This is a genomic window from Enterobacter cloacae complex sp. ECC445 (assembly GCF_021892025.1).
In the GTDB taxonomy this organism is placed as follows: domain Bacteria; phylum Pseudomonadota; class Gammaproteobacteria; order Enterobacterales; family Enterobacteriaceae; genus Enterobacter; species Enterobacter chengduensis.
The window spans coordinates 1-21,472 of sequence record NZ_JAKLRZ010000011.1 but is presented as its reverse complement, the minus strand read 5'-3'; the positions used below and the strand labels follow the sequence as shown (position 1 = coordinate 21,472).

Annotated in this window: 13 protein-coding genes and 5 pseudogenes; 5 read left to right on the top strand and 13 right to left on the bottom strand. The window is 47.1% G+C overall.

Annotated features, from left to right (window positions below):
* Positions 1-204: 204 nt before the first annotated feature.
* Both L6R44_RS11520 and L6R44_RS11515 read right to left on the bottom strand, forming a co-directional pair.
* Positions 205-609, bottom strand: coding sequence for a DUF4354 family protein (locus L6R44_RS11520; protein ID WP_237424292.1), 405 nt, complete (start codon positions 607-609; stop codon positions 205-207).
* 965 nt (positions 610-1,574) lie between these two features.
* Complete coding sequence (locus L6R44_RS11515) at positions 1,575-2,030, bottom strand: SgcJ/EcaC family oxidoreductase (protein ID WP_046889223.1); 456 nt, start codon at positions 2,028-2,030, stop codon at positions 1,575-1,577.
* Positions 2,031-2,457: 427 nt separating this feature from the next.
* On the opposite strand from L6R44_RS11515, the gene L6R44_RS11510 reads away from it, so the two are divergent.
* Positions 2,458-2,700 carry a hypothetical protein gene (locus L6R44_RS11510; RefSeq protein WP_237424291.1) on the top strand — a complete coding sequence of 81 codons (243 nt, stop codon included), beginning with the start codon at positions 2,458-2,460 and terminating at the stop codon, positions 2,698-2,700.
* A gap of 173 nt (positions 2,701-2,873) precedes the next feature.
* Here the strand turns inward: L6R44_RS11510 and L6R44_RS11505 are convergent, their stop codons facing one another.
* From L6R44_RS11505 to L6R44_RS11475, 7 genes and pseudogenes are all read right to left on the bottom strand, one after another.
* Entirely contained in the window at positions 2,874-3,566 is a 693-nt protein-coding gene (locus tag L6R44_RS11505; RefSeq protein ID WP_050871310.1) for a fimbria/pilus periplasmic chaperone, read from the bottom strand.
* A 10-nt stretch (positions 3,567-3,576) separates the two neighbouring features.
* Positions 3,577-4,905 (bottom strand): fimbrial usher protein StbD, encoded by a 1,329-nt coding sequence (stbD, locus tag L6R44_RS11500; protein WP_046889260.1) that lies wholly within the window; start codon positions 4,903-4,905, stop codon positions 3,577-3,579.
* A 2-nt stretch (positions 4,906-4,907) separates the two neighbouring features.
* Complete coding sequence (locus L6R44_RS11495) at positions 4,908-7,439, bottom strand: fimbrial outer membrane usher protein (RefSeq protein ID WP_237424290.1); 2,532 nt, start codon at positions 7,437-7,439, stop codon at positions 4,908-4,910.
* A gap of 34 nt (positions 7,440-7,473) precedes the next feature.
* Positions 7,474-8,226 carry a fimbria/pilus periplasmic chaperone gene (locus L6R44_RS11490; RefSeq protein ID WP_050871311.1) on the bottom strand — a complete coding sequence of 251 codons (753 nt, stop codon included), beginning with the start codon at positions 8,224-8,226 and terminating at the stop codon, positions 7,474-7,476.
* Between the two features lie 156 nt (positions 8,227-8,382).
* A complete protein-coding gene (locus L6R44_RS11485; RefSeq protein WP_046889218.1) occupies positions 8,383-8,910 on the bottom strand; it encodes a fimbrial protein in 528 nt (175 codons plus the stop codon).
* 652 nt (positions 8,911-9,562) lie between these two features.
* Positions 9,563-10,042: a TspO/MBR family protein gene (locus L6R44_RS11480; RefSeq protein ID WP_237424372.1), complete on the bottom strand. Its 480-nt coding sequence runs from the start codon at positions 10,040-10,042 to the stop codon at positions 9,563-9,565.
* A gap of 400 nt (positions 10,043-10,442) precedes the next feature.
* Positions 10,443-10,550 (bottom strand): annotated as a pseudogene (locus L6R44_RS11475) (IS5/IS1182 family transposase); the annotation flags it as partial.
* A 66-nt stretch (positions 10,551-10,616) separates the two neighbouring features.
* Between L6R44_RS11475 and L6R44_RS11470 the strand changes: the two are divergent.
* Positions 10,617-11,019: pseudogene (locus L6R44_RS11470) on the top strand (DDE-type integrase/transposase/recombinase); the annotation flags it as partial.
* A gap of 172 nt (positions 11,020-11,191) precedes the next feature.
* Positions 11,192-12,244: a phosphate ABC transporter substrate-binding protein PstS gene (gene pstS / locus L6R44_RS11465; protein ID WP_046889215.1), complete on the top strand. Its 1,053-nt coding sequence runs from the start codon at positions 11,192-11,194 to the stop codon at positions 12,242-12,244.
* Positions 12,245-13,020: 776 nt separating this feature from the next.
* Here the strand turns inward: pstS and L6R44_RS11460 are convergent.
* On the bottom strand, positions 13,021-13,965 hold the full coding sequence (locus L6R44_RS11460) for an omptin family outer membrane protease (RefSeq protein ID WP_046889214.1): 945 nt from the start codon (positions 13,963-13,965) through the stop codon (positions 13,021-13,023).
* 633 nt (positions 13,966-14,598) lie between these two features.
* On the opposite strand from L6R44_RS11460, the gene L6R44_RS11455 reads away from it, so the two are divergent.
* Complete coding sequence (locus L6R44_RS11455; RefSeq protein ID WP_237424289.1) at positions 14,599-16,635, top strand: prolyl oligopeptidase family serine peptidase; 2,037 nt, start codon at positions 14,599-14,601, stop codon at positions 16,633-16,635.
* 283 nt (positions 16,636-16,918) lie between these two features.
* Here the strand turns inward: L6R44_RS11455 and L6R44_RS11450 are convergent.
* A pseudogene (locus tag L6R44_RS11450) lies at positions 16,919-17,065 on the bottom strand (IS30 family transposase); the annotation flags it as partial.
* 41 nt (positions 17,066-17,106) lie between these two features.
* On the opposite strand from L6R44_RS11450, the pseudogene L6R44_RS11445 reads away from it, so the two are divergent.
* A pseudogene (locus tag L6R44_RS11445) lies at positions 17,107-17,574 on the top strand (LysR substrate-binding domain-containing protein); the annotation flags it as partial.
* Positions 17,575-18,088: 514 nt separating this feature from the next.
* Here L6R44_RS11445 and L6R44_RS11440 read toward each other — a convergent pair.
* Together L6R44_RS11440 and L6R44_RS11435 are read right to left on the bottom strand one after the other, a co-directional pair.
* Positions 18,089-18,552, bottom strand: a pseudogene (locus L6R44_RS11440) (IS3 family transposase); the annotation flags it as partial.
* A 119-nt stretch (positions 18,553-18,671) separates the two neighbouring features.
* Positions 18,672-21,365, bottom strand: a complete 2,694-nt coding sequence (locus L6R44_RS11435) for a cation-transporting P-type ATPase (RefSeq protein WP_046889213.1) — start codon at positions 21,363-21,365, stop codon at positions 18,672-18,674.
* Positions 21,366-21,472 lie beyond the last annotated feature (107 nt).

Below are 21,472 nucleotides of genomic sequence, written 5' to 3'. Positions count from 1 at the left end.
TGAATATTTTAATGCCTGCCGATACTGGCTTAGAGCCTCTCGTTACACGCAAAATCTTGAGAAATATATCTGGATTCGTAAACGACTTAGACGATGCAAAACGTTGATGACCATCCTTGCGCTGAGAGACCCACACCGGTGAGCCAGCGCCATCTTCTTTAGAATCAATCATCGTGAGGAAAGTGTGGGGTCAGATCATATTTATTATGGACGTTCTGCCAGATTGGGGCACCGGGAAGACCATTTTACAAATTTGGCATTGTAGACAGATGCATCGTTGCTGACGAAAGATATTTCACCTTCTTTAGCTCCTGCCTTCAGAGTTCCGAGCAGATCTGCCTGCACCATTCTCACATCGAACTCCTTACCGTTTTCATCAAAAGCTTTGTAACAGCCTACAAAACCAGTTAATTCAATCGGTTCTTTAGCTTTGCTGTACACAACAACGTTGAACGTTTTTTCGTACATTGGCTTCCCTTCAACCACAACGGTTCCCTCTGAAGAAGGAATAGCCTGGATAGTCAATTTATTGTGTAAATCTTCGGCCGCCAATGAAGAAAACGAGAACAGAACAAACGAGGAGAGAAGAACTTTAGTGAGCTTTTTCATTTATTACATCCTTATATAAGAAAATGAATATTAATTGCACCACCAGATTACATGTAACAACGTATACAGGGACTAAATAACCGTTATCTTCTGCAATGTAGTTTACATCAATTGGCTTTCATTCTATGTCACGGTAAGCCATTCCGCCGTTCACTTAGATGCAATAGTACCGCATCGCCAGCAATCCTCAGCACACACTGTAACGAGCAAAAGAGCCTGGGCGATCGCGGATAGCGAATTTTGGGATGCCAGAAGAGAGCTAAACGCTTCTTTTGCTCACGTCAGTGCTCAGAGAAGAATGGACTTTACGGTTTCTTTTTTGACAAGCACGCTACGTAAATGTGCACACGCCAGAAAAACAACCCGACACATCCAAAACCAAGCTTCACACGTTTATAATTGAACTCCAGTTTTGATAGATTATGCTCAAAACGATTGAGATCAAGTATAAAGAAATAAACATAGCAATCAATACCTTAAGCTTGTTATGTCTTCTTAAACAACAGGCGCCAAAAACAAACGTGGTTAGTGCTACTATTGTATGTAATAACAAAATAATCATAGGGATTATTATTTCATACTCAGCAAAATCTTTATGCAAAAAGATCCAGCCCGTGACGAACCAAATCGCGAAATTCAGTATTGATATAACCAACAAGATTGAGCTACCTTTATCATTCTTTTTAATTACAACGCCACTCAAAGCCTTCCCCCCCTGGAAACATTAAAAAACAGGAAATAATGATATTGACCTGTCTTCAAAACAGTGATAGCAGGTATGACTCTGCCCCACCTCGCTACATCATCGAAGACATGAATAGTTTAATCGTATTAGGAGTCTAATATCACCTAAAAAGTTCAACAATATATAAACTTTGGCTGGATGGTGACGGTATTATGCAGGGTTGAACATGAGGTGGGTGCATTCTTATGGTGGTAGCCTCTCGGCCACCACCCGTTCAACATTAGGACTCCGGCATAGCGGAAGAATGATGCGATGAAATTTTCCACTCGTCACCGGTCCAGGCGTAAGTGAAAGTATAGCGGGCTGAAACTTTTGAATTATCGGCAAAAGTAAATGTATAAGTTCCGGTATCAATGGCTTTATTGCAGCCAATACGAATAGTACGACTGTCAATGTGTCCTACGGGATTCTTTTCCAGGAAATGTTTAAAGTAATCCTCACGTTCTGCGTCTGTCAGGCGTACCTGGTTTGAGACTGTTGGTAATAATACGGCATCGGAAAGGTAGTTTTCAGCCACTTTCTGCGGATCACCGGTCTTTAGCGAAGCATTCCAGCGATCAAATAGCGCCTCTATTGCGGCATTGTCTGTCTTTACACAAGTTGCTGTAGAGGTAGCTGCACCTGCAGTTCCAGAAATTAACATTAACGAACCAATAATACCGATCATCTTTTTCATATGTTTCCTTTATTAAAATATAGGTCCTGAAATGAAAAAGTAGCAAGCATATAGACTGAAAACAATAACACACAGTTATCGTTACTTTATTTTACACTTAATGATAACAGTTGAATTAAACGCAAAAATGTGCACCCCAAACTGCTGTTCGCTGTCTTCTTAAAATGATTTATGCACAGATATCCAACTGCACTCAGCGAACAGAAATTTCTCAACCAAGGCAATAACCCCCTAAAATAATGGGTTATATGTTTAGTTCCCACTTTACTCTCAAAAAAAACACTATAAATATTAATAATTATTAAACGAACCAGCATTATGACATTGACTGTACATCAACAAAGTGAATAATTCTCTCAGGTATACGCTGTAGGATTCCACACCGTGTATTTCCCCTTAGACAACCTCGTTTATTTTAAGGAAGAAAATGAAAGGTTTATCACTTTTTTCGGTTGGGTTTATTTTTTTACTGGCAGGATGTTCAATGATGACAACAGAAGAAGAACGATTAAAAAACTGTGAGGCAAAAGGTATAAGTAAAGATACCTGCTACCTGGTTGAGAAAGCCGACAGACGGCAGGAAAAAGACCAGAATGATACCCGTTTTCACGAGCAAAACTTGCGAGTCATTAAGCAAATGGGATTAAAGGGTCTTGGGCTTCCGGACTAAAAAACAATACTCAGTTGAGACTCATTTACGCTGATCTTTGTTTATCATAGTTGCGCGCTTTGCGCACAGTATTAATTATCAAATATATTGTGACCACACGAGAACGGGAGGATATATGCAATAATTAGCTATCTTCAGCACAGTGGACTGTATCATTAAGTGTGAGTTATTTGCTATCTCACACTGTACACCCAGCGGGTGCCCAGGTCGTTAATAAGTTCGTACTTGAACGGTCGCGTTCCCTTTCCTGGTTCAACAGGAATGTTAACACTCGACGCCGGTGCCACCATTACGCCTCCGAGGCCAGACCTCATAAAACTCATATTTGTCAAAGTCATATGCCACGGCGTGGGATTTGTGACTAACATTCGTTCTCCATTTTGGGTTGACTGTAAAATAAAGCGAAGTTTATTACCATCTTGCTCTACCGGATCATCTACCCCTTCCGGACGAATAAAGACTTTCATCCTCAGACGCAGTGGCAACACTACTTGCCTGACCCCAGATACAGCAGCGGTATTAGGTGGGATTTGGTAAATATTCAGCCAGAATAGTGACTCTTTATCTTTCGATAAAGTTCCTGTAGACGTCAGCATAAGTTGCACCACACGAACTTCACCTGGTTTCATACTAAATACCGGAGGAACAGCAATAAGCGGCGTGGTCGTTTTTTCAGGCGGCGTGAGGGGATCGCCATTATCACTCCAGATTTGGACCATCGTGGGCTGTTCCTCTGAATTAGAGAGTGTGAGCGATGCCGAAAGTTCGCCCTGATGAATAATTACCCTGGTTCCCTCAACGTTAACCACCGCCCGAGCAACGGGCAGAAACGTAAACATAATCAACAAGGCGGGTAAAAACTTCATTTCTTTCCCTCTATTGAAAGCTGACCATAATCTGCAATTGCGCATTCACCGTACCTGGCGTAACTGGTTGCTGGCCCAGAGCTTCAAGCGACGCAGTAAAACTTCCCGTGTAGATGTCCGTATTGCCACTCGACACAAGGGTCGTTAAATCTCTGAATGCATACCATCCCCGAGGGTTGCCCGTGCCATAAGAGGTGAGGTCCGGCAACAGATTTAACGCGCTGCCGCTGCCCATATAAATACGAATCCCCACTCCGGAGGCCTCACCTGCACCAGCACCATAATGGTTATCCAGCAGCCAGGTTAATCCTCCTCCGGAGGTGATCAACCCTAGCGACCTGGCCGCGGCTACCGCGCCAGGCTGATTCACTAAAAATCCCATTGCGACGTTTGCCGCGCTGGTTGTTGACTGACTGGTACTGGACAACGCGCCGGTTTCGCATTCAATGGTGACGTTAAATCCCGCCTGACTGGATCCCCCCTGGCTCAACTGCGCTGCCGTAATGGTGGGGAGAGCCACCACATTAGGGAAATCACTCACCCGACAGGTCGCGCCGCGAACAAACGTCACACCGGTGCTATACAGGCTCCACGCTCCCGGCCAAGCGTTGTACCAACCATTGTAGTTTGAGGCGGAGTCGGCCCCCTCCGTGACGTTGGCGCTCAGCCCAGGGCCTTTAAAAGCAGTGTAACCATGAGGTTGCGAATACATATAGGTGTATCGATTGGAGGCGTTACTGAAATAAGTTGTGCTGTCGATACGAAAAATTTCCATCATGACGTCACTAAACGCACTGGCTGGTATATAAATATAGGTGCCGTCGGAGAACCAGTCTTCTTCAGAAAGCTTCCTTCCTTGCCAGAAACGCGAAAAGTAAGCCCCTGTTTTCAGGTTAGTGAGCCGGACGGCAACGTTACGCACATAGCTATAGTAAGCCCCCTCCACTTCGCTCGCTGCATACATTCCTGTCCAGGTATTGTCTCCGTTCGTGGCATACATTTCATATAAACTATCGGCATCGGCCACGTTACAGCGAAACAAGATCTGATTTGCAGTATAGGCCGTTGTTGCCCCCTGGTTCAGAAAGCTAATAGATGAACTGGCGAGCAATGTGCCTGAAGGCTGAAATGTTCCGCTGCTCAAGCTGATAACTCCGGGAATACCAATATTTCTGCCGTTGCATGTATCACAGGCCCCGGTCCAGCTTGTCGCCGTATATCCGGCGTTTATCGCGGCCTGAGAAAGCGTGCTGTTACTCGTGACGCGGCTACATACTGCCCAGGACATCTGGCACATTAGCAATAGCGCCAGCACTCCTGAAATCTTTAAAATACCCATGCTCATCTGTCTCCCCGTGGAACACAGGGTTGATTTAAATGGATAAAGCGCTCGCCGGAACGTGAAGGTAAGACGTAATGCACCTCACACTGTTCATTCATAGATTCTCCCCATTTAACGACCAGAATCCCGCTCTGCTCATCAATTCGCGCATAAATCTGCCCTCCCTGGCCAACCATTCCCTTGCTATCTCCGCTGACATCAACCACATCAGCCCCCATTGGGGGATACTCCCCCTTTGGTAAATGGGTGGTGATTAAAACTGCTTGCCCTCGCAGCGTGGCAAACGTAACTTTCGCCACCGCGCCAGCGTAAGGGACGACTTTTTCACTGCCTCCCAACAATTCTGTGTCTTCATCCATCTGGCTAGAGTCCAGCGTTATGGTGTTATACTGATAGGGCGTCAAGGACGGGAGAATCGCGTAGCCAAACCGATTGATTTGCGCTCCCTGTCCATTGCGGATTTTCGCCCCCCTCGCACCTGGCGCATTTATGAGTGCGAAGGTATCGCTCGCATAAGGCCCTGCCGTGACTCCCCCCTGATGCAGAAGCAATGTACCGGAAGTACCAACACCATATTGTCGGTAACCTTCCCCGGTACTGGCTGACGCGCGTAGTGAACCCAGCGACGTATTTTGCTGAAGACTGCCTCCAGCAGTCGTGGCAGTATGGCTGTTTTGATAATTTTCCAGTCCCGTATATCCTGACCAGCTTAGCGGATTGTCGTCACCTGTCGTCCCCGCAATATTGAGTATTCCGGAACGGGAATCACCGGTGCGTGTCATGTCCAGCGAGGCGATGGCTTTTGTTTTACCAAAATCAAACGGGATCGAGACCCCAAACGAGAAGAGCGTCTCAGTGACTCGCTGTTCTCCTGTCGTATCAAAGTCTGCATCTTTAACGCTATTGAAAAAACGCCCCCTGTCCATGACAGTACGCTGACGTGCAACATTGAGATTGTACCCAATACTTTTCCAGCTATTGCTGTATCCCAGCTGTAGTTGCGTTACCCGCGATGAATCATGGTAGTAATCGCTGGTACTGGCAGTGAAGTTAAGCATACCCCAGCTATTCATCGATTGATTAACCGAAGCAGAAAAACGATTCTTCTGATTTAAACTGTCAGACCAGTACTCCACGCTGTTCTGGTATTGACGACGTTGGCCGAGTACATCCTGCAGGTCACGAAAGCCGTCCGTGGAGTAGCGCCAGGCCGCCAGGACAATACTGGTTCCGGTATTAAAGTTTCGGCTGTAGCTTAACTCACTGCGCCATCCTGTTTCGCTTTGATCGATTATTTCTGCGCGAGACCAGGTGGCATTTAATCCGAATGCCCCCACCCGGGTGCTAACAACCGTTCCGATAAGGCCAGCAAAATAATCATCCGCGACACGCACGCCACTGTTCAAAGTAAGCGTATTACTTATCCCGCGCTGTATAACACCTTCAACAAACTGATTATCAACGGAGGAGAAATCCCTGACTTTCCCGGCAGCAAGTTCATACTGCCAATTGCCGGGGCGCATGGAGTCAGGGACGGAGGTATAAGGGACGGTAAAGGATGAAACCCGCCCCGTAGCTTCATTGACCGTGACACTAAGATCGCCCTGGTCGCGCGTGTTATACAAGTCACGGATCACAAACGCACCGGGCGGTACGTCTGTCTCATAAATAATTTGTCCTAGCTGCCGTATTACAACATGTGCCGAGGTTGCCGCAACCCCGCGTACTTCGGGCGCAAAGCCCCTCCTGCTCTGGGGCCACATTCGCGTATCCGTCGCTAATTTAATCCCGTTAAAAGATAAACTGCCAAACAGACTGTTACTGGTATAGCTTTCTCCAATTGCCAGCACGCTATCGATCCCGGGAAGAGGACGCTCAATCCAGGAGCGTACTGAATTGTATTTATATTCACTGCCAGCTACATCGCTTTCGTAATACCGTAAATTACCCTGATGACGTACCTGCCAAAGACCCAGGTTTGTCCCTGCGTTTACGGCACTCCAGAGATAGTTATAGCTAAAGTCATTACGAGTATCATCAGTTCGGGTAAAGTTGGTGTTATGACGTAAATACATTACCGGTACGCCGCTGACCCATTCAGACACGGGAATATAACCACGCGGCATATGCACTAGAGCCTGTTGTGGTACACGAAGATCGAGACGCAGAGTCGTCATATCCAGCGCTTCAGTGACGGCTTGGCCTGTTTCCGAAAGCAATAAACAATCAGGATATTTACGTTCTTTTCGTGACTGAACGCGAATAGCCGTTTTTTGCATAAGATCCGGGGACAGGCAAGCTGAAATCTCGCCGCTTTCCTCCGCATGGAACATGATGGTTTGGCCCGTTGCAACAAGCTGACCATTAACGAAGACATCCAGTACATGTTTTCCCGGCTCGGCAGCGGGTTGCGTCTGGTTAAACCTGGCCAAATCCTGCCCGTATGATGCTCCTTTTAATAATTCCGGGTCGAAGTAGTAGTCCTTTGCCAGTGAAAGCGGAACATAACTTCCAGTACCCAGAATTAACAAGAAAGCGGCCTTTTTAAGAGGGCAAACGGACCGTCTATAACGGTATGTCACCACTGATGCCAGCTCCCTGATCGTTGATAACGGTCAGCGAAATCGTGTTATTCCCCGAATTCGCGGCGCGAGTAAACCAAAAAGTGCGGCTACCATACGGTGTTACCATATCTCCAGCGGTCAGCTTCAAGCCACTGGCTCCGTTTAGCTGTATGCGCGTTAAATTGAGATAGAAAGGTAAAGTATTGGTAAGTGTCACACCGATGCGATTACCCTCTCTCGCAGTAGAGGCTTTAATAGTTGAAATGACATTCGCGGGAGGACTACCTATCCGTGAAGGACGATAAAATAATTTTACCCTGTTACGTAAAACCACCAACATTTTATTTCTGCCCTCAGCGGCAGAACCACCGGCATTAGACGGTGGGATTTGCTGGAAATTAAAGTAAAAAACGGATTCACGGTCTTCGGGTAGACGACGCAAAGCGGTGTGAGAGACGCGCACAACCTGCCCGGCCCGGGCCTGGATACGAAATGAGGCAGGAGTTGCGACAAAGGGGACATTTGTTTTACTTTCCGGGCCATCGTTGATGTTTCCAGCGTCAAACCAGGTTTGTACTACAAAAGGGATATTTCCATTGTTTGCCAGATTGACATCAACGGAGCGTACATCACTACGATAAATAATACGTGTTCCGGTCATGGTCACATTGGCCCAGCTGGACACGCTCACCATTAACGCAAGGAGAGCGAGAGTAAGGCAACGCAGAAAATACGATGGCTTTGATGCAATCATACTCATACCCTGTTCTGACAAGAGGAAAATAGTTTTCTGGGTACGATGATTATAAGTCAGTGTTGAAAAAACTGCCGCACAATCAAACTTAGCTTGCTCCCTGTTCAGGGGTATTGATCGTCAAGGAGAAAGGGCCCTCAATCAGGCCCCTGTAATTTACTGGTAAGAAATTGCGTACTGCATCGTTGACATTACGCTGCCGGGTACTGCGGCCCCTGTTGCAAAATACTGCGCAGTATAAGTTGAGTTCGTGCTGGTTTGTCCCGATGCAAGAACCAAATCCCGGTTTCCAGTGAAACCGTTCGTAAAATCAATCTCTATGCCTTTAGTATCAAGAATTTGCAATTCAACATTCTGGGCAGTCCCCGTATTACCTAAATTACCTGCTTTGGTTACCTGATTACCGACAAAGACAGTTGAGAAACTCATTCCGTCATCGCTTGCGGTACACCCCGTAACGCCAATATCAAAAGTCGTCGCGCCCGCAACCTTTCCAGCTTCATTAAGCTGAGCGGTACCTACAGTCGGCAACAAAACAACCGGTGATGCATCATTCCCGTTTACTGATATCGAACAGGTTTGAGCCGCCACTTCGCCCTGAAATGTAATAGTGTTACCCGAAGCAAAAGCTAAACCAGGAAGCAGCAAAGTGGCACATGCCAATGTGTATCGTTTCAACATCATTTTATTACCTTCTCTGTCAGAATTAAACAATATAAACTGAATAAACAGTTAATCGCTCACGAGTAGATACGTTGATGATGGATGAACAACATCCTGTGCCACGTCATTGTGAGTATTTAAAAGGTTAATTTCCCATCTAAGTATTACTCGTTAAGAAAAATCTTAGCAGTACTTTTATGCAGAAGAGTGCTTTTATTGTATAAATTAAAAAAGTACTGTAAACGCCTATATCACAAACAAATCACCAACAATAAAGAAACAACAAACAACATTTTTTGTCACCTTCCAGTAATATCCTTGACGGATGTAAGCATCTATTATTGATGATACACCCTGATTTCAACGCATTACATTGTTCCTGTTTAATGTTTTACAACTGATATTCTCTTCAGAAAAACCGCATAATATTGACCGGGCGCTATATCGGCGAAAGGAAAGGTAAACTCGCCAGATAGCTGCTGTTTTATATAAAGTTACCGCACGGTAAATAAATTTAACCCACCCGGTCAGTGCGGTTCTGAGGATGATGCTCGCATCGATCGTTATGTTCATGGCCAGGATTATACACATGCTATTGATATACCTGACCATGAAGTGAAGTTAATATTAACCAGATTAAACTACCAGTCCGTAGTAAATTATAAGCACAGCTTTAATTTAACCAGACAATAGATGCATTCACTATTGTGGCAAAGACAAGCCATAAAGCATAGGGGACGAAAAGCCAAGAGGCTAATTTATCATATTTTTTGGCAAGGATAATAAACAGGAGAACTGAAACCAAAGCCATCGTGATAATAATCAGCGCAATCCCTGGTTGATGTGCTAGGAAAAATACAGAAGACCACATCCAGTTCAACAACATCTGCATTCCCCATAACAACATGGGGAAACTCGTTCTGGCGCGCAGCCAGACTCGCCAACCAGCCATCGCAATCATGAAATAAAGTACGGTCCATACGGGAGCGAATACAGCATTAGGCGGGTTAAATGAGGGTTTAACAAGGCTGGCGTACCACGCATCCGGACCAGTTAAAACACCCAATACCCAACCAATTCCCATCACACTAACAACAAAACAGATCCGTACGAAACTTTCTGTCGAACGCTCATTCTTGTTCTTTTCTGTCATAATCACACTTTCATCCTATTGTAGTAATTTAAATTTATTTCTCGTTTTTTTTCGTCAGTCGAACATATCTCTGGTATCAGGTGCTCCGTACGCGTATAACGCCCCCCATTATAGAATGAGGTGGCCAATAACACGAGTGAGTATAATCTACGCCCTGTAATTAAGTCTCAGTTGGCAACTATCCCAGCACACTTCGTCCGGCCTGTATCTTCCCGCCGTCAACCAGACCAGGAGATCACACCACGGGAGGTATGCTATTTTATCCCTGTCTCTGTATCCACCTTTCCCAGCCAGTCGAAGGGTTTGGGGTTTTAAGAAGCAGCCAATTTATATGCTCCCAGTGTAGGTCAGCCCAAATAATGGCTTAAAGTTTCTGCATGATCGATGGTGATTCACAGGGCTGAATAGCCCCGTCATCCAGCCAGACAGACATGAAGTCACGGTTGATAAGGGCTTTGCTGTAGGTGGGCCACTTGGTTACTCTGAACTTCTGCTTTGCTACGGGATTGCTTACGTAATAAGGGTATGCGGGATCTGATCTTACTACTCGGCAAAAGTTCGATTTATCCAACATATCTTCGCCCGTAACGTGGTTGCCTGATCGAGGAAGCCCACTCTCTCTCGCGAGCTCGCGCTGGACGCGCTGATGATGGCCGTCTGGCGTCGAAAACCAGATGGCGAGGTTAATCGCACATTGCGATCAGGGCAGCCAGTACGACAGTGACGACTGGCTGCGCTTCTGCCGGGCCAATAACCTGGCGCAGAGCATGAGCAGGCGTGGCAACTGCCAGGATAATGCGTGGCCGAATCGTTCTTCAGTTCACTGAAGAAATAACGCATCAGGAAAAGAATATACAAAACCCGGGTTCTGGCCCGGGTGGATATCTTCGATTACATTGAAGTGTTCTTCAACCGGGTCGGCGCCACAGTCACCCGGCAGCGTCAGTCCGGAGGCCTTCGAACAAGCCTCGTCGTGAGGACAGAATTTGTCTATGGGCGTGGGGTCAGTCCAGTAATGAATAAAATTATAAAATATTGAACCATGTCACATAATTTGTAAGTTTGTAATTATGTAAAGCTCGCAACCAGACACTAAATTGACATTGAGTGGTTTTTTCGTTAAGAATCAAAATTGATTTGGAGTAAAATATGAGCTTCACACGCAATATCTTTACCTCCAGCGCCACTATTATTTTTTCTTTTTTTTTAATTCCAGCCCATGCAGTAAGTGGCCTGACAGGTGCGGGCGGTACATTCCCTGTCCCCATTTATGAGAAATGGGCAGCTGAATATCGAATAATAAGCGGCAAAAGAGTAAATTACCAGGGAATTGGTTCTTCTGGGGGCATCAGGCAAATAAAAGCCAGAACAATTGACTTTGCAGGTACAGATATTCCACTGAAAGATGAAGAGCTTGACAAGCTCCAGCTCTTCCAGTTTCCCGCAGTTATCGGTGGTGTTGTTGTGGCCGTTAATATTCCTGGTATCTCTTCTGGAGACCTGATTCTTGATGGAGCTGTGTTGGGTGATATTTATCTTGGCAACATAAGACGCTGGAATGATAAAGCTATCACAAGGTTGAACCCTGGCCTTAATTTGCCAGACATTCCTATTGCAGTTATTCGCCGGGCTGATGGTTCAGGTACGACATATATATTTACTCGTTATCTGTCAAAAGTTAACCCTGAATGGAATAGAAAGATTGGAGCCGGAGCAAACGTTAACTGGCCAACCGGAATGGGAGGTAAGGGAAACAGTGGCGTTGCTGTATTTGTTCAGCGTGTTCGTGGCGCCATCGGCTTTGTCGAATATAGTTACGCAAAACCTGACAATATGTCTTATACTAGAATGATAAATGCTGATGGTAAAACTGTCAATCCAAGTCAATCGTCTTTTAGTGCTGCAGGGAAAGGAGCGAACTGGGGAAAACAATTAGCTCTGGATCTGACAAATCAAAAAGGTGAAAACGCGTGGCCAATAACTGCTATAACATTTATATTAATCCATAAGCAGCAAATAAATGCAGCCAGAGGAAGCGGAGTCCTTAATTTTTTTGACTGGTCATTTCATAACGGACATTGGCTGGCCCAAGACCTAGATTATGCGATGCTACCTGATTCGGTTATCAATAACATACGGAATTCATGGAGGGATAACATTACAGACGGTCGCGGGCAGCCTCTTCTTGATAAATCTAATTGATGGATAATTAGTAAATTAATACAGTGTGAAATACCTGAATACTGCCCTGATTTACGCACCCGATAATCGAAAAAAATAAACGAATATAACAACCGAACTTAACTACGTTACGAATACACTGAGAGTCAGGCTATACGGGATATAGGTTTTAGACCTGGCGTTATTGATGCTCGTGAATGACAGGAGGAAATAGGATATCCGACACTAATCGAGATGCTTAACAGACTGGGTATGAGAACACTCTCTGCTGGAAAATGGGCAGTGATGCGCAAAGATAAATTTGACGTTGCTTCATTAACTTAGTTGTTTAACTGTGAAGTATGGTGGTTGACATACCTCTCGGCGCACCTGTTGCCCTTAAGCTGAGAACACACCAATATGACAGATGTTTATATCTGGAAAGAAAACCGGATACTCACTTTCGGTAGCTTTCGTCGACTGAGACCAGCGAGAGTCAAAAAGTCAAAAATAATCATAACGTACAATAATGTTTGATATCCAGGCTAAACCCTTAGTGAAAAAAATTATGGATCGTGACGGTTACAGCGAAACACTCCTCCACGCTGATAGAACATATGAATAAATGGTATCTACGGCCATTAAAAAAAACTGGCTGAGGAAGAAATCATTGCTTAACGTGAGTTTTCGTTCCTTTGCCCCTCAAATCCACGATACTACATAATTTTTACGAGGTACATTGGCTGTGCAGTTTTTAACGCTGGGGAAAGAACTCACACTGAGTGATAGCCTTATATCAAGCCGGGCCTTGTGTATACTCAGAAAGAGTACTTCAGACCGACTGTTGTCATAAAGCTATAGCTTTCAATACCACCGCTGTTCTCCGCGCTATTTTTTTCGCCTGAGCCATAATCATGAGCTGACAAACTTCCTTTTTTGTTGGTTGCTCGGTTCCATGCCCCTTCCAGATAAATTTTTGCGTCAGGCGTTAAGTAATAACCTGCATTACCAACAAGAGAGTAAAACTTCTGGTTCTTGATATTTGTTCTGAAAGTTGTATCTCCGAGGTAGTGCTCATCGTTATCAGTTGCGCGCACCCATCCACTGTATTTGAAGCTACCGCCGAACTCGAAACGCTCATAACGGTAACTACCTACAATGCCGATGTATGGCATTTTAAAATGTTGTTTGTAACCGATAACCGTCGTTCCGGCCGGGAAAGTCCCAGCGTCAGACAGGCCTGTATCTTCATCGGTGTAATTGAAGGACCCTCCAGTGGCTTTGAAGCTATAGCGGCTTTTCTGATAACCGGCCATCATACCAAAACGATGGGTAGGTTCGTTTAACAACCATCCTTTAACGTTCAAATCAAATTCATTTGCGTAATTTAAACGTGTATTAGGATGTCTGCTCTGGTCTGTCCATGATTTTTTACTCTCATCCATCCAGTCAGTATCGTCCATATAACCACCACGGCTAGCAATAGTTGTCCAGCCAGAGGCACCTATCGATAGCCAGGGAATTAAATCCCAGTCAAGAGAACCTTTAATGATTGCAGCATTATTGTATTTCCAGTTGAGCTGGCTGTTCTTATGTCCACCTGAAACTGGGTCGTATACACGCTCCTTGGTCTTACCGCTTAAGCTACCTAAGGCAAGGTCTCCGCTAAAACGTCCCGGCTGTGAAATATCGTTACTAACGTCCGCAATAGCAGAATAAGAAGCTGATATGACAATGGCTAGCCCCAGAACTAAAATTCTCATAAATATATCCTTATAAATTCAACGAATGAGGTGGATGTATGTTCCTACAAACTGATGCAGTCAATAAGTAATCAATGATGCACAGCGATGACCCAGCTTAACAAAGCGCAAACATACACGATGAAAGCTCAATATACCATAAACAATTGGTTAAAAAAACACGAGCACTTTACAACCACAGATATGTAATTTTGTGTGACTTCTGGAAATGGTTTTGGTGGTAAATATTTTTAATGACAATTTTTATAAACACATATCAAATATTAACGATTCGTGGGGGGGGATGGCAAACTATATTCTAAAAATAAATTTTCCTTGGTTTTTATTTTTAATCATAACCCTGTTTTTTTTGCTGAATAATTTTTAATTTTTCGTGTTTTCTATGCAGTTTTACATGTGAGTTTTTAAGGACAATTAGTATAGAATCGCTTTTATTTATTTCTCGCCGATTAAGTATTTTTAGGTCAATCGTACAAAAAAAACGTTAGGGAACTTATAGTCTAAAATATCGCCACTTCGAGACGGTTTTTTATCAAAATCAATTGTGATGCTGTGTAGCATTGCTATTCACATCACTGGACTTCAACTCATTCAATAATTGATAGGCCTGAATTATCAATAAAAGGAATCGTTATGACGCAAAGTCATTTTCATGATTTGCTCAGTAAACTTGAGCAACCACTTGGCGATGCAGCACTATCCTGGGTAGCAGCACAAAATCACAAAACTATAGCGCAATTTACCCAGAGCAGGCGTTTTCAACAGATGCAACAGCTCATCCTGACATCTTTAAACGATCAGGCGAACATTCCCTGGGGTACCCATTATCACAATACTATTTATAATTTCTGGCAGGATGACCATCATCCTCGCGGCATCTGGCGACGAACCCATGAAACATCGTATCTGAGCGCAGAGCCAGAATGGGAAACCGTGCTTGATATAGATCGTCTGAATAAAGATGAAGGCGCAAACTGGAGTTTCAGTGGGGCTGATCTGCTTTATCCTGATTTCACGCGGGCGTTAGTATTTTTATCTGGCGGTGGCGATGCCTGCGAGATCCGAGAGTTCGATCTGCTCAGCAAGACCTTTATCAGGGACGGTTTCTTTCTTCCGGAGAGTAAAAGTTCAGTTGCCTGGCTTGATGTAAACGCTTTACTACTGGCTCTGGATGCGGGGGGAAATACGCTGACCACATCAGGTTATCCGCGGTGTGTTCGTCGATGGACGCGTGGCACTTCAGCCCGGGATGCCGCTCTGATTTATGCTGGCGAAACTACTGATATGATGGTTTCGAGCTGGCATGATCATACGCCGGGTTTTGAAAAAACACTGGTGCATTGCAGTCAGGATTTTTATCGCAGTCGCACGTACCAGCTCACTCTACAGGGCAGACTGGAATTCATCGATATCCCGGAGGATGCATCCTGCGATTTTTTTAATGAATGGCTGCTTATCACACTCACCAGCACCTGGAAAATAGCGGATAAAACTTATCCGGCAGGGGCTTTGCTGGTGACAGATTTCATTGAATTTCAACAAGGCCAGCGCGACTTAACCGTCCTGTTCACGCCGGATTCACAGACTACATTACAGGGTTACAGTTCGACCCGTGATTATCTTCTATTGAACTTGATCCGGGATGTGGTTGGAATCGTTGACGTTTTAAAAATAGAGAAGGGGCAGTGGACCTGCGTCCAGACGCTGGCATTACCGGACTTTACGACGATTTCTGCTTCAGGTATTGATATGGAGAGCAACCGTTATCAACTCGTGAGTTATGGTTTTTTGCAGCCCTATTGCCTGAGTTATGGCGATCTGGATAACAAAACGCTCCGTGTGGCGAAGCAAGCCCCAGAATGTTTTGATAAAACTGATTTTCAGGTTACTCAGCATTTTACCAAATCGCTTGATGGTACCCGTATTCCCTATTTTCAGATAGCCACTAAAGAGCTTGCGCCCACTGGCCAGCATCCCACTCTGTTGAATGGTTACGGAGGTTTTGAAGTCTCTTTAACACCCGAATATATGGGCTCTAAAGGGGGCACATGGTTGCAAAAAGGGGGAGTTTACGTCGTGGCCAATATTCGCGGTGGTGGTGAATACGGCCCGGAGTGGCACCAGGCGGCACTAAAACAGTATCGATATCGCGCCTATGAAGATTTCGCGGCAGTTGCTAATGATCTGATTATACGTGGGGTGACCTGTGTAACCCGCCTGGCAGCACAGGGGGGGAGCAACGGAGGATTGTTGATTGGCAACATGCTGACAGACTATCCCACACAGTTTGGTGCGCTGGTATGTGAAGTTCCGCTTCTGGACATGACCAATTATCATCGCTGGCTGGCGGGCCCCTCATGGATTGCTGAATATGGAGATCCGTATGTTGTCGAAGAAAGACAATGGCTGCAAAGATATTCACCCTTCGACAAAGTTTCTCCCGTTGAATGCTATCCACCAGTGCTGTTTACCACAGGGACTCAGGACGACCGTGTCAGTCCGGCACATGCGCGGGAAATGGTGGCCCTAATGCAGCAGCAGGGCCATAGCAATGTCTGGCTGTATGAAGAAACTGAGGCTGGCCACGGTAGCGCGCCAGAGAATAGTCAGGTCGCATTTTACCATGCGATGATCGAAGAGTTCCTTTGGCAAATACTGACTGAACGGTAAAACCAGTATGCCTCCGATAATAGTCATGATCCGGATCAACAAGTAAGGCTTCCAATGGGGGCCTTTACTCCTTTCATAACAACTTCTTGAAACCGTGTTTGTCCTTTTATTTGAAGGCGAGGCGGCATTGCTGCCGTTTCTCAAATACCCCAGATGGACTGCCCACCCTGCCCTATAGTTGGACATAGATAAATTCAGTCCTCATGGTGTGGCCTTATCAAAGGTCTCCGGACTGACACCGCTGAGATGACTGTGGAGCCGGGACCGGTTAGAGATGAATCGGCAGCATAACAAAACGGGAATGACGTTCTACGAGGGTGATGATATAGGAGTTTTTCGAGCCCTGAATCAAGTCATCTTCCCACTGACCTGGAATGGCTCTGTCAGCGTCTCCAGGTGGCCTTTCGCTGATTGGTATCGTGTGTGGGATTGACCCTAATCCTTTCCCTTTAAGCGATGACATTCTGGAACCGTATTGAGCGGGAGCCAAATCCAAACTTTATTATCAGGCCCATTACGCTTGTTCATCACGCGCTGATGGCATCACCCGGGCTCATTGAGAGGCTGGATGCGCCAAAAAATTTCGACGATCTGCGCCAGCGCTATCCTTTCAGTGGCCTGTTGAATCCTGAAACCGGCAAAGTATTCGAATATATGCTCGATGGCGTCGATACTTTTGTACCACGACATCTTGAATTTATGACTACCGACTCCCAGTCTGAGATTCAGGCTGCATTAGCCGGTAAAGCAGTGATCCAGTCGAGTAATCTGGCCTGCAGGGAAGATATCAAAGACGGCTGGCTGGTGAATGTTTTACCGGAACTAAAACTGGAAACCTGGCAGCTTTATCTTTACCGGCCCTATCAGACCCTTGTACCGCAACGCATCAGGACCGTTTTTCACATCCTTAAAGATATTTTACTCAGACATTTCAGTTAAAAGAGGCCCCGGATGCGGCTGGCGTTCTTAGCCGGAGGCGTTACTTTTAAAACGGAGAATTGAATTTTTGGGTACAGCTCTTTATTTGTGAAGCCGCCGTTCCGGAATGGACGCATCCGCGAAGCAAAGCCAGCCGTCCTGCCAGATTCCCTGAATACTGCTGACTTTTAATGTGCTCCGGATGGCGGTAACAGGCATATCAACTAAAGATTTCATCTATCCAGTCAGCAAATGCCCGCTGACGGGTATAGACAGCGTTTCTGTTTCCTGCACAAAGTGTAATACGTCTGTACGCCGGCTTTGTCCGCAAAAATAATGGATCGCCCGATGATGAGACAACTCTTCAGGTGACTAAGGAAGGCAGTAAAAATTTGGCCGCTGGCCGTAACCGGAACGCATCGGCACATTTACGCTGACGGATGAGGAAAACATAGTGATGATGGGTTTTGAATACTGCCTGAGCTATTACGATCTGCGAAGCGGTATTTTATCCTGAACGCCTCTTCACCGGGTGGCCCGGGTCTGTTTTCATCGTCCCCGGATAGCTTCGAAACAGTGCAATACCGTCAGGAATACGCCTCACCTGAACGCCCCCAAAATCCCGAATACGATGATAATGGTCAGATACGCCTTCGTGATGTCGTCCACACAGGTCAGGCACTTGCTCCAGCGACTGGGGGCCAGCGCGTCCATGACGAAGTTCATTGACCAGCTCAGGTTGGGCGCCGCCAGTCCGAACAACGGCAGACGTTCCATTGCAAGCCCTTCACGGCGCAGTCACTGCCAGATACAGCGGCCTGCACTCCAGTGTCAGTTCAGTGATGCGCCTGATAAATACGCATCAATCGCCGGACGCTGAGCTCTGTAGCCGCAGGTCGACAGAAACATACCTGTAAGCCCGCAGACACGACGTCGTGACACACCGGTCGCGTCATACATAAACCTAACGGCTTTATTGATATTCGTGTCACTCAATATTCCTTACCACCTGGGTTTTATTAAACGTATTATCTCTATATTGCTGGTCGCGAGTAGATACACACCCAAAAGTATGTATCTACATGCACTCAACCTGAGATAACTTTGAATAAAGGCGGTCAGAAATGTTTTTTGCGCCACCTGCGCGTCAGCACCTTTTCCGCCTCGACAATCAGGAACATCACAAAACCAATCAGGAAGGTAATGACCCAGTAGCGGAACGGCAGCGCTTCGGTGCCAAACAGCATCTGCATGAACGGCGCGTAAATAATAAGAAGTTGTAGCGCCAGCAGTACGCCGCTCACGATCCAAATCCCTTTATTCTCCAGCAGGCCTTTGCTCAGCGAGAAGCCATCGTTAACGCGGCAGTTAAGCATGTAGAACCACTGCGCGGTCACCAGGGTTTGCAGCAGCACGGTACGGATAAATTCCGCCGAGTAACCGCGCGGCTGTAGCCAGGCTTCCAGCACGAAGGCGCTGATGGCAATCATCAGGCCGACAAACACCACGCGCCAGATGGCATAGCCGTCCATCACATGCAAATTCGCCTTGCGCGGTGGCCGGTTCATGATGTCCTTCTCACCCGCTTCAAACGCCAGGCCAAACGACAGCGTTGCCGACGTCGCCATGTTCATCCACAGGATCAGGACCGGCGTCAGCGGGATGAGGTTCCCCGCCAGCAGCGCGATGATGATCAGCAGGGCCTGGGCGATGTTGCTGGGGATAACGAACAGGATGGTCTTTTTCAGATTATCGTAAACCCTACGCCCCTCGTGCACCGCACTGGCAATGGTGGCAAAGTTGTCATCCGTTAACACCATGTCCGCGGCTTCCTTGGTGACTTCAGTCCCCTTAATCCCCATGGCGATCCCCACATCCGCCCGCTTGAGCGCCGGGGCATCATTTACGCCATCCCCGGTCATGCCCACCACTTCCTGTTTACTTTGCAGGGCCTGCACGAGGCGGAATTTATCCTCCGGGCTGGTGCGGGCGAAAATATCGTACTGTTGCGCGGCGTCGCTCAGCTGACGATCGTCCATCGCCTCCAGCTCACGTCCGGTGATTGCGCTTGCGGCGTTACCAATCCCCAACATTTGCCCAATGCTCATCGCCGTTTGCGGGTGGTCGCCGGTGATCATTTTCACGCGAATTCCGGCCTGCAGGCAGTCGGCAATCGCGGTAATGGCCTCCGGACGCGGGGGATCCATCATCCCGGCGATACCGAGCAGAATAACGCCATCCTGCAGGTCAGGGTGATCCAGCTCACGCTGTCCCTCGCGGGCAGGTTTCCAGGCCGCAGCCACCATGCGCAGCCCCTCGCGAGCATACTCTTCAATCTTCCCTTCCCAGTATGGCTGATCGAACGGCTGCAGTCCGTCATTCGTCTGCTGGTACTGGCAGAGACGGAACAGGACGTCCGGCGCGCCGGTGAGTAAAATCACCTCTTCTTCGCCCAGACGGTACAGGGTGGACATGTATTTATACTGCGAATCAAACGGGATTTTACTGCGCATTTCGGTATCCAGCGCGGGAAGCGGAATTTTCGCCGCCAGCACCTTCAGCGCGCCTTCGGTCGGGCCGCCGGTTATTTTCCACAGTCCCTGCTCGTCTTTGATCAGCTGACTGTCGTTACAGAGGTCGATGGTCCGCAGGTAGCGTTCCAGCAGGGAACCCTGCGTCACGCTGACGGGCGTCGGATCATATACGGGGTGAATATTGCCGACCGGCTCGTAGCTTTCTCCCTCCACGCGATAGATCGTATCAGCGGTAATCACCGCCTTGACCGTCATTTCGTTCATGGTCAGGGTGCCGGTTTTATCCGAGCAGATGACCGTCATTGCGCCCAGGGTTTCCACCGTAGGCAACTTACGAATAATGGCCTTGCGGCGCGCCATGGCCTGTACGCCAAGCGAAAGGATAATGGAGATGATGGCGGGCAGACCTTCCGGCACGGCAGCAACGGCGAGGCTGATAAGCGACAGCACCAGTTCAGAAACGGGCATATCCCGGAACAGAAGGCTAAAAACAAACAGCGCCACCATCATCACCAGAATGGTAATGAAGATGGTTTTACCGAGCTTATCCATCTGCACCATCAGCGGCGTGCGGTGCTTTTCAATGTCGGACATCATCTGGTTGATGTGGCCCAGCTCGGTCTCGCCCCCGGTCGCCACCACCACGCCTTTACCGCCGCCGGAGCTGACGGTGGTCCCTGAATAGAGCAAATTGTAGCGATCGCCCAGAGGCAGTTCCCCGCTTAACGCATCGCTGTTTTTCTCAACAACGGTGGATTCACCGGTGAGGATGGCCTCCTCCACGCGCAGGTTATGCGCTTCAATCACGCGCAGGTCCGCAGGGATGCGGTCCCCGGCGCGGATCACCACGATATCACCCGGTACCAGCGCCGTGGTGGGGATTGTTTCATGATTCCCCTGTCTTACCACCACGGCTTCGCTGGAAAGCATATTGCGAATACTCTGCAACGATTTTTCAGCATTACTCTCCTGAATATGGCCAATCAGCGCGTTGACGATCGCAACCCCAAGGATCACCAGCATGTCTACCCAGTGGCCCATAAAGAGCTTAAGCAACGCGGCCACCAGCAGAACGTAAATCAACACATCGTTAAAATGTGCCAGGAAGCGCAGCCAGGCAGGCTTGCCCTCTTTTTGCGGTAACGCATTCTCTCCATGCTGCTGAAGTCGGGCGGATGCCTCAGTGCCGCTAAGCCCTTCCAGAGTGGAGTGGATAGTCGACAGGGTTTCGTCAACGGTTTGTTGATAGTACGGACGGTCAGGTTTTCCTGTTTTCATCGTTCCTTCCTCAGGTTCCATTCAGAAATCACCTTGCTTTCATGCAATTAACGAATAACGAAAACAGGAACATGGGCGTAACGAACGATACTTGCCGCCTCTGAGCC

Coding starts and splice junctions, on each gene's coding strand:
- L6R44_RS11460 (WP_046889214.1), bottom strand. CDS start 13,965: ATGAGAATTTTAGTTCTGGGGCTAGCCATTGTCATATCAGCTTCTTAT.
- L6R44_RS11520 (WP_237424292.1), bottom strand. CDS start 609: ATGAAAAAGCTCACTAAAGTTCTTCTCTCCTCGTTTGTTCTGTTCTCG.
- L6R44_RS11515 (WP_046889223.1), bottom strand. CDS start 2,030: ATGAAAAAGATGATCGGTATTATTGGTTCGTTAATGTTAATTTCTGGA.
- L6R44_RS11510 (WP_237424291.1), top strand. CDS start 2,458: ATGAAAGGTTTATCACTTTTTTCGGTTGGGTTTATTTTTTTACTGGCA.
- stbD (WP_046889260.1), bottom strand. CDS start 4,905: ATGGGTATTTTAAAGATTTCAGGAGTGCTGGCGCTATTGCTAATGTGC.
- L6R44_RS11455 (WP_237424289.1), top strand. CDS start 14,599: ATGACGCAAAGTCATTTTCATGATTTGCTCAGTAAACTTGAGCAACCA.
- L6R44_RS11435 (WP_046889213.1), bottom strand. CDS start 21,365: ATGAAAACAGGAAAACCTGACCGTCCGTACTATCAACAAACCGTTGAC.
- L6R44_RS11505 (WP_050871310.1), bottom strand. CDS start 3,566: ATGAAGTTTTTACCCGCCTTGTTGATTATGTTTACGTTTCTGCCCGTT.
- pstS (WP_046889215.1), top strand. CDS start 11,192: ATGAGCTTCACACGCAATATCTTTACCTCCAGCGCCACTATTATTTTT.
- L6R44_RS11485 (WP_046889218.1), bottom strand. CDS start 8,910: ATGATGTTGAAACGATACACATTGGCATGTGCCACTTTGCTGCTTCCT.
- L6R44_RS11480 (WP_237424372.1), bottom strand. CDS start 10,042: ATGACAGAAAAGAACAAGAATGAGCGTTCGACAGAAAGTTTCGTACGG.
- L6R44_RS11490 (WP_050871311.1), bottom strand. CDS start 8,226: ATGATTGCATCAAAGCCATCGTATTTTCTGCGTTGCCTTACTCTCGCT.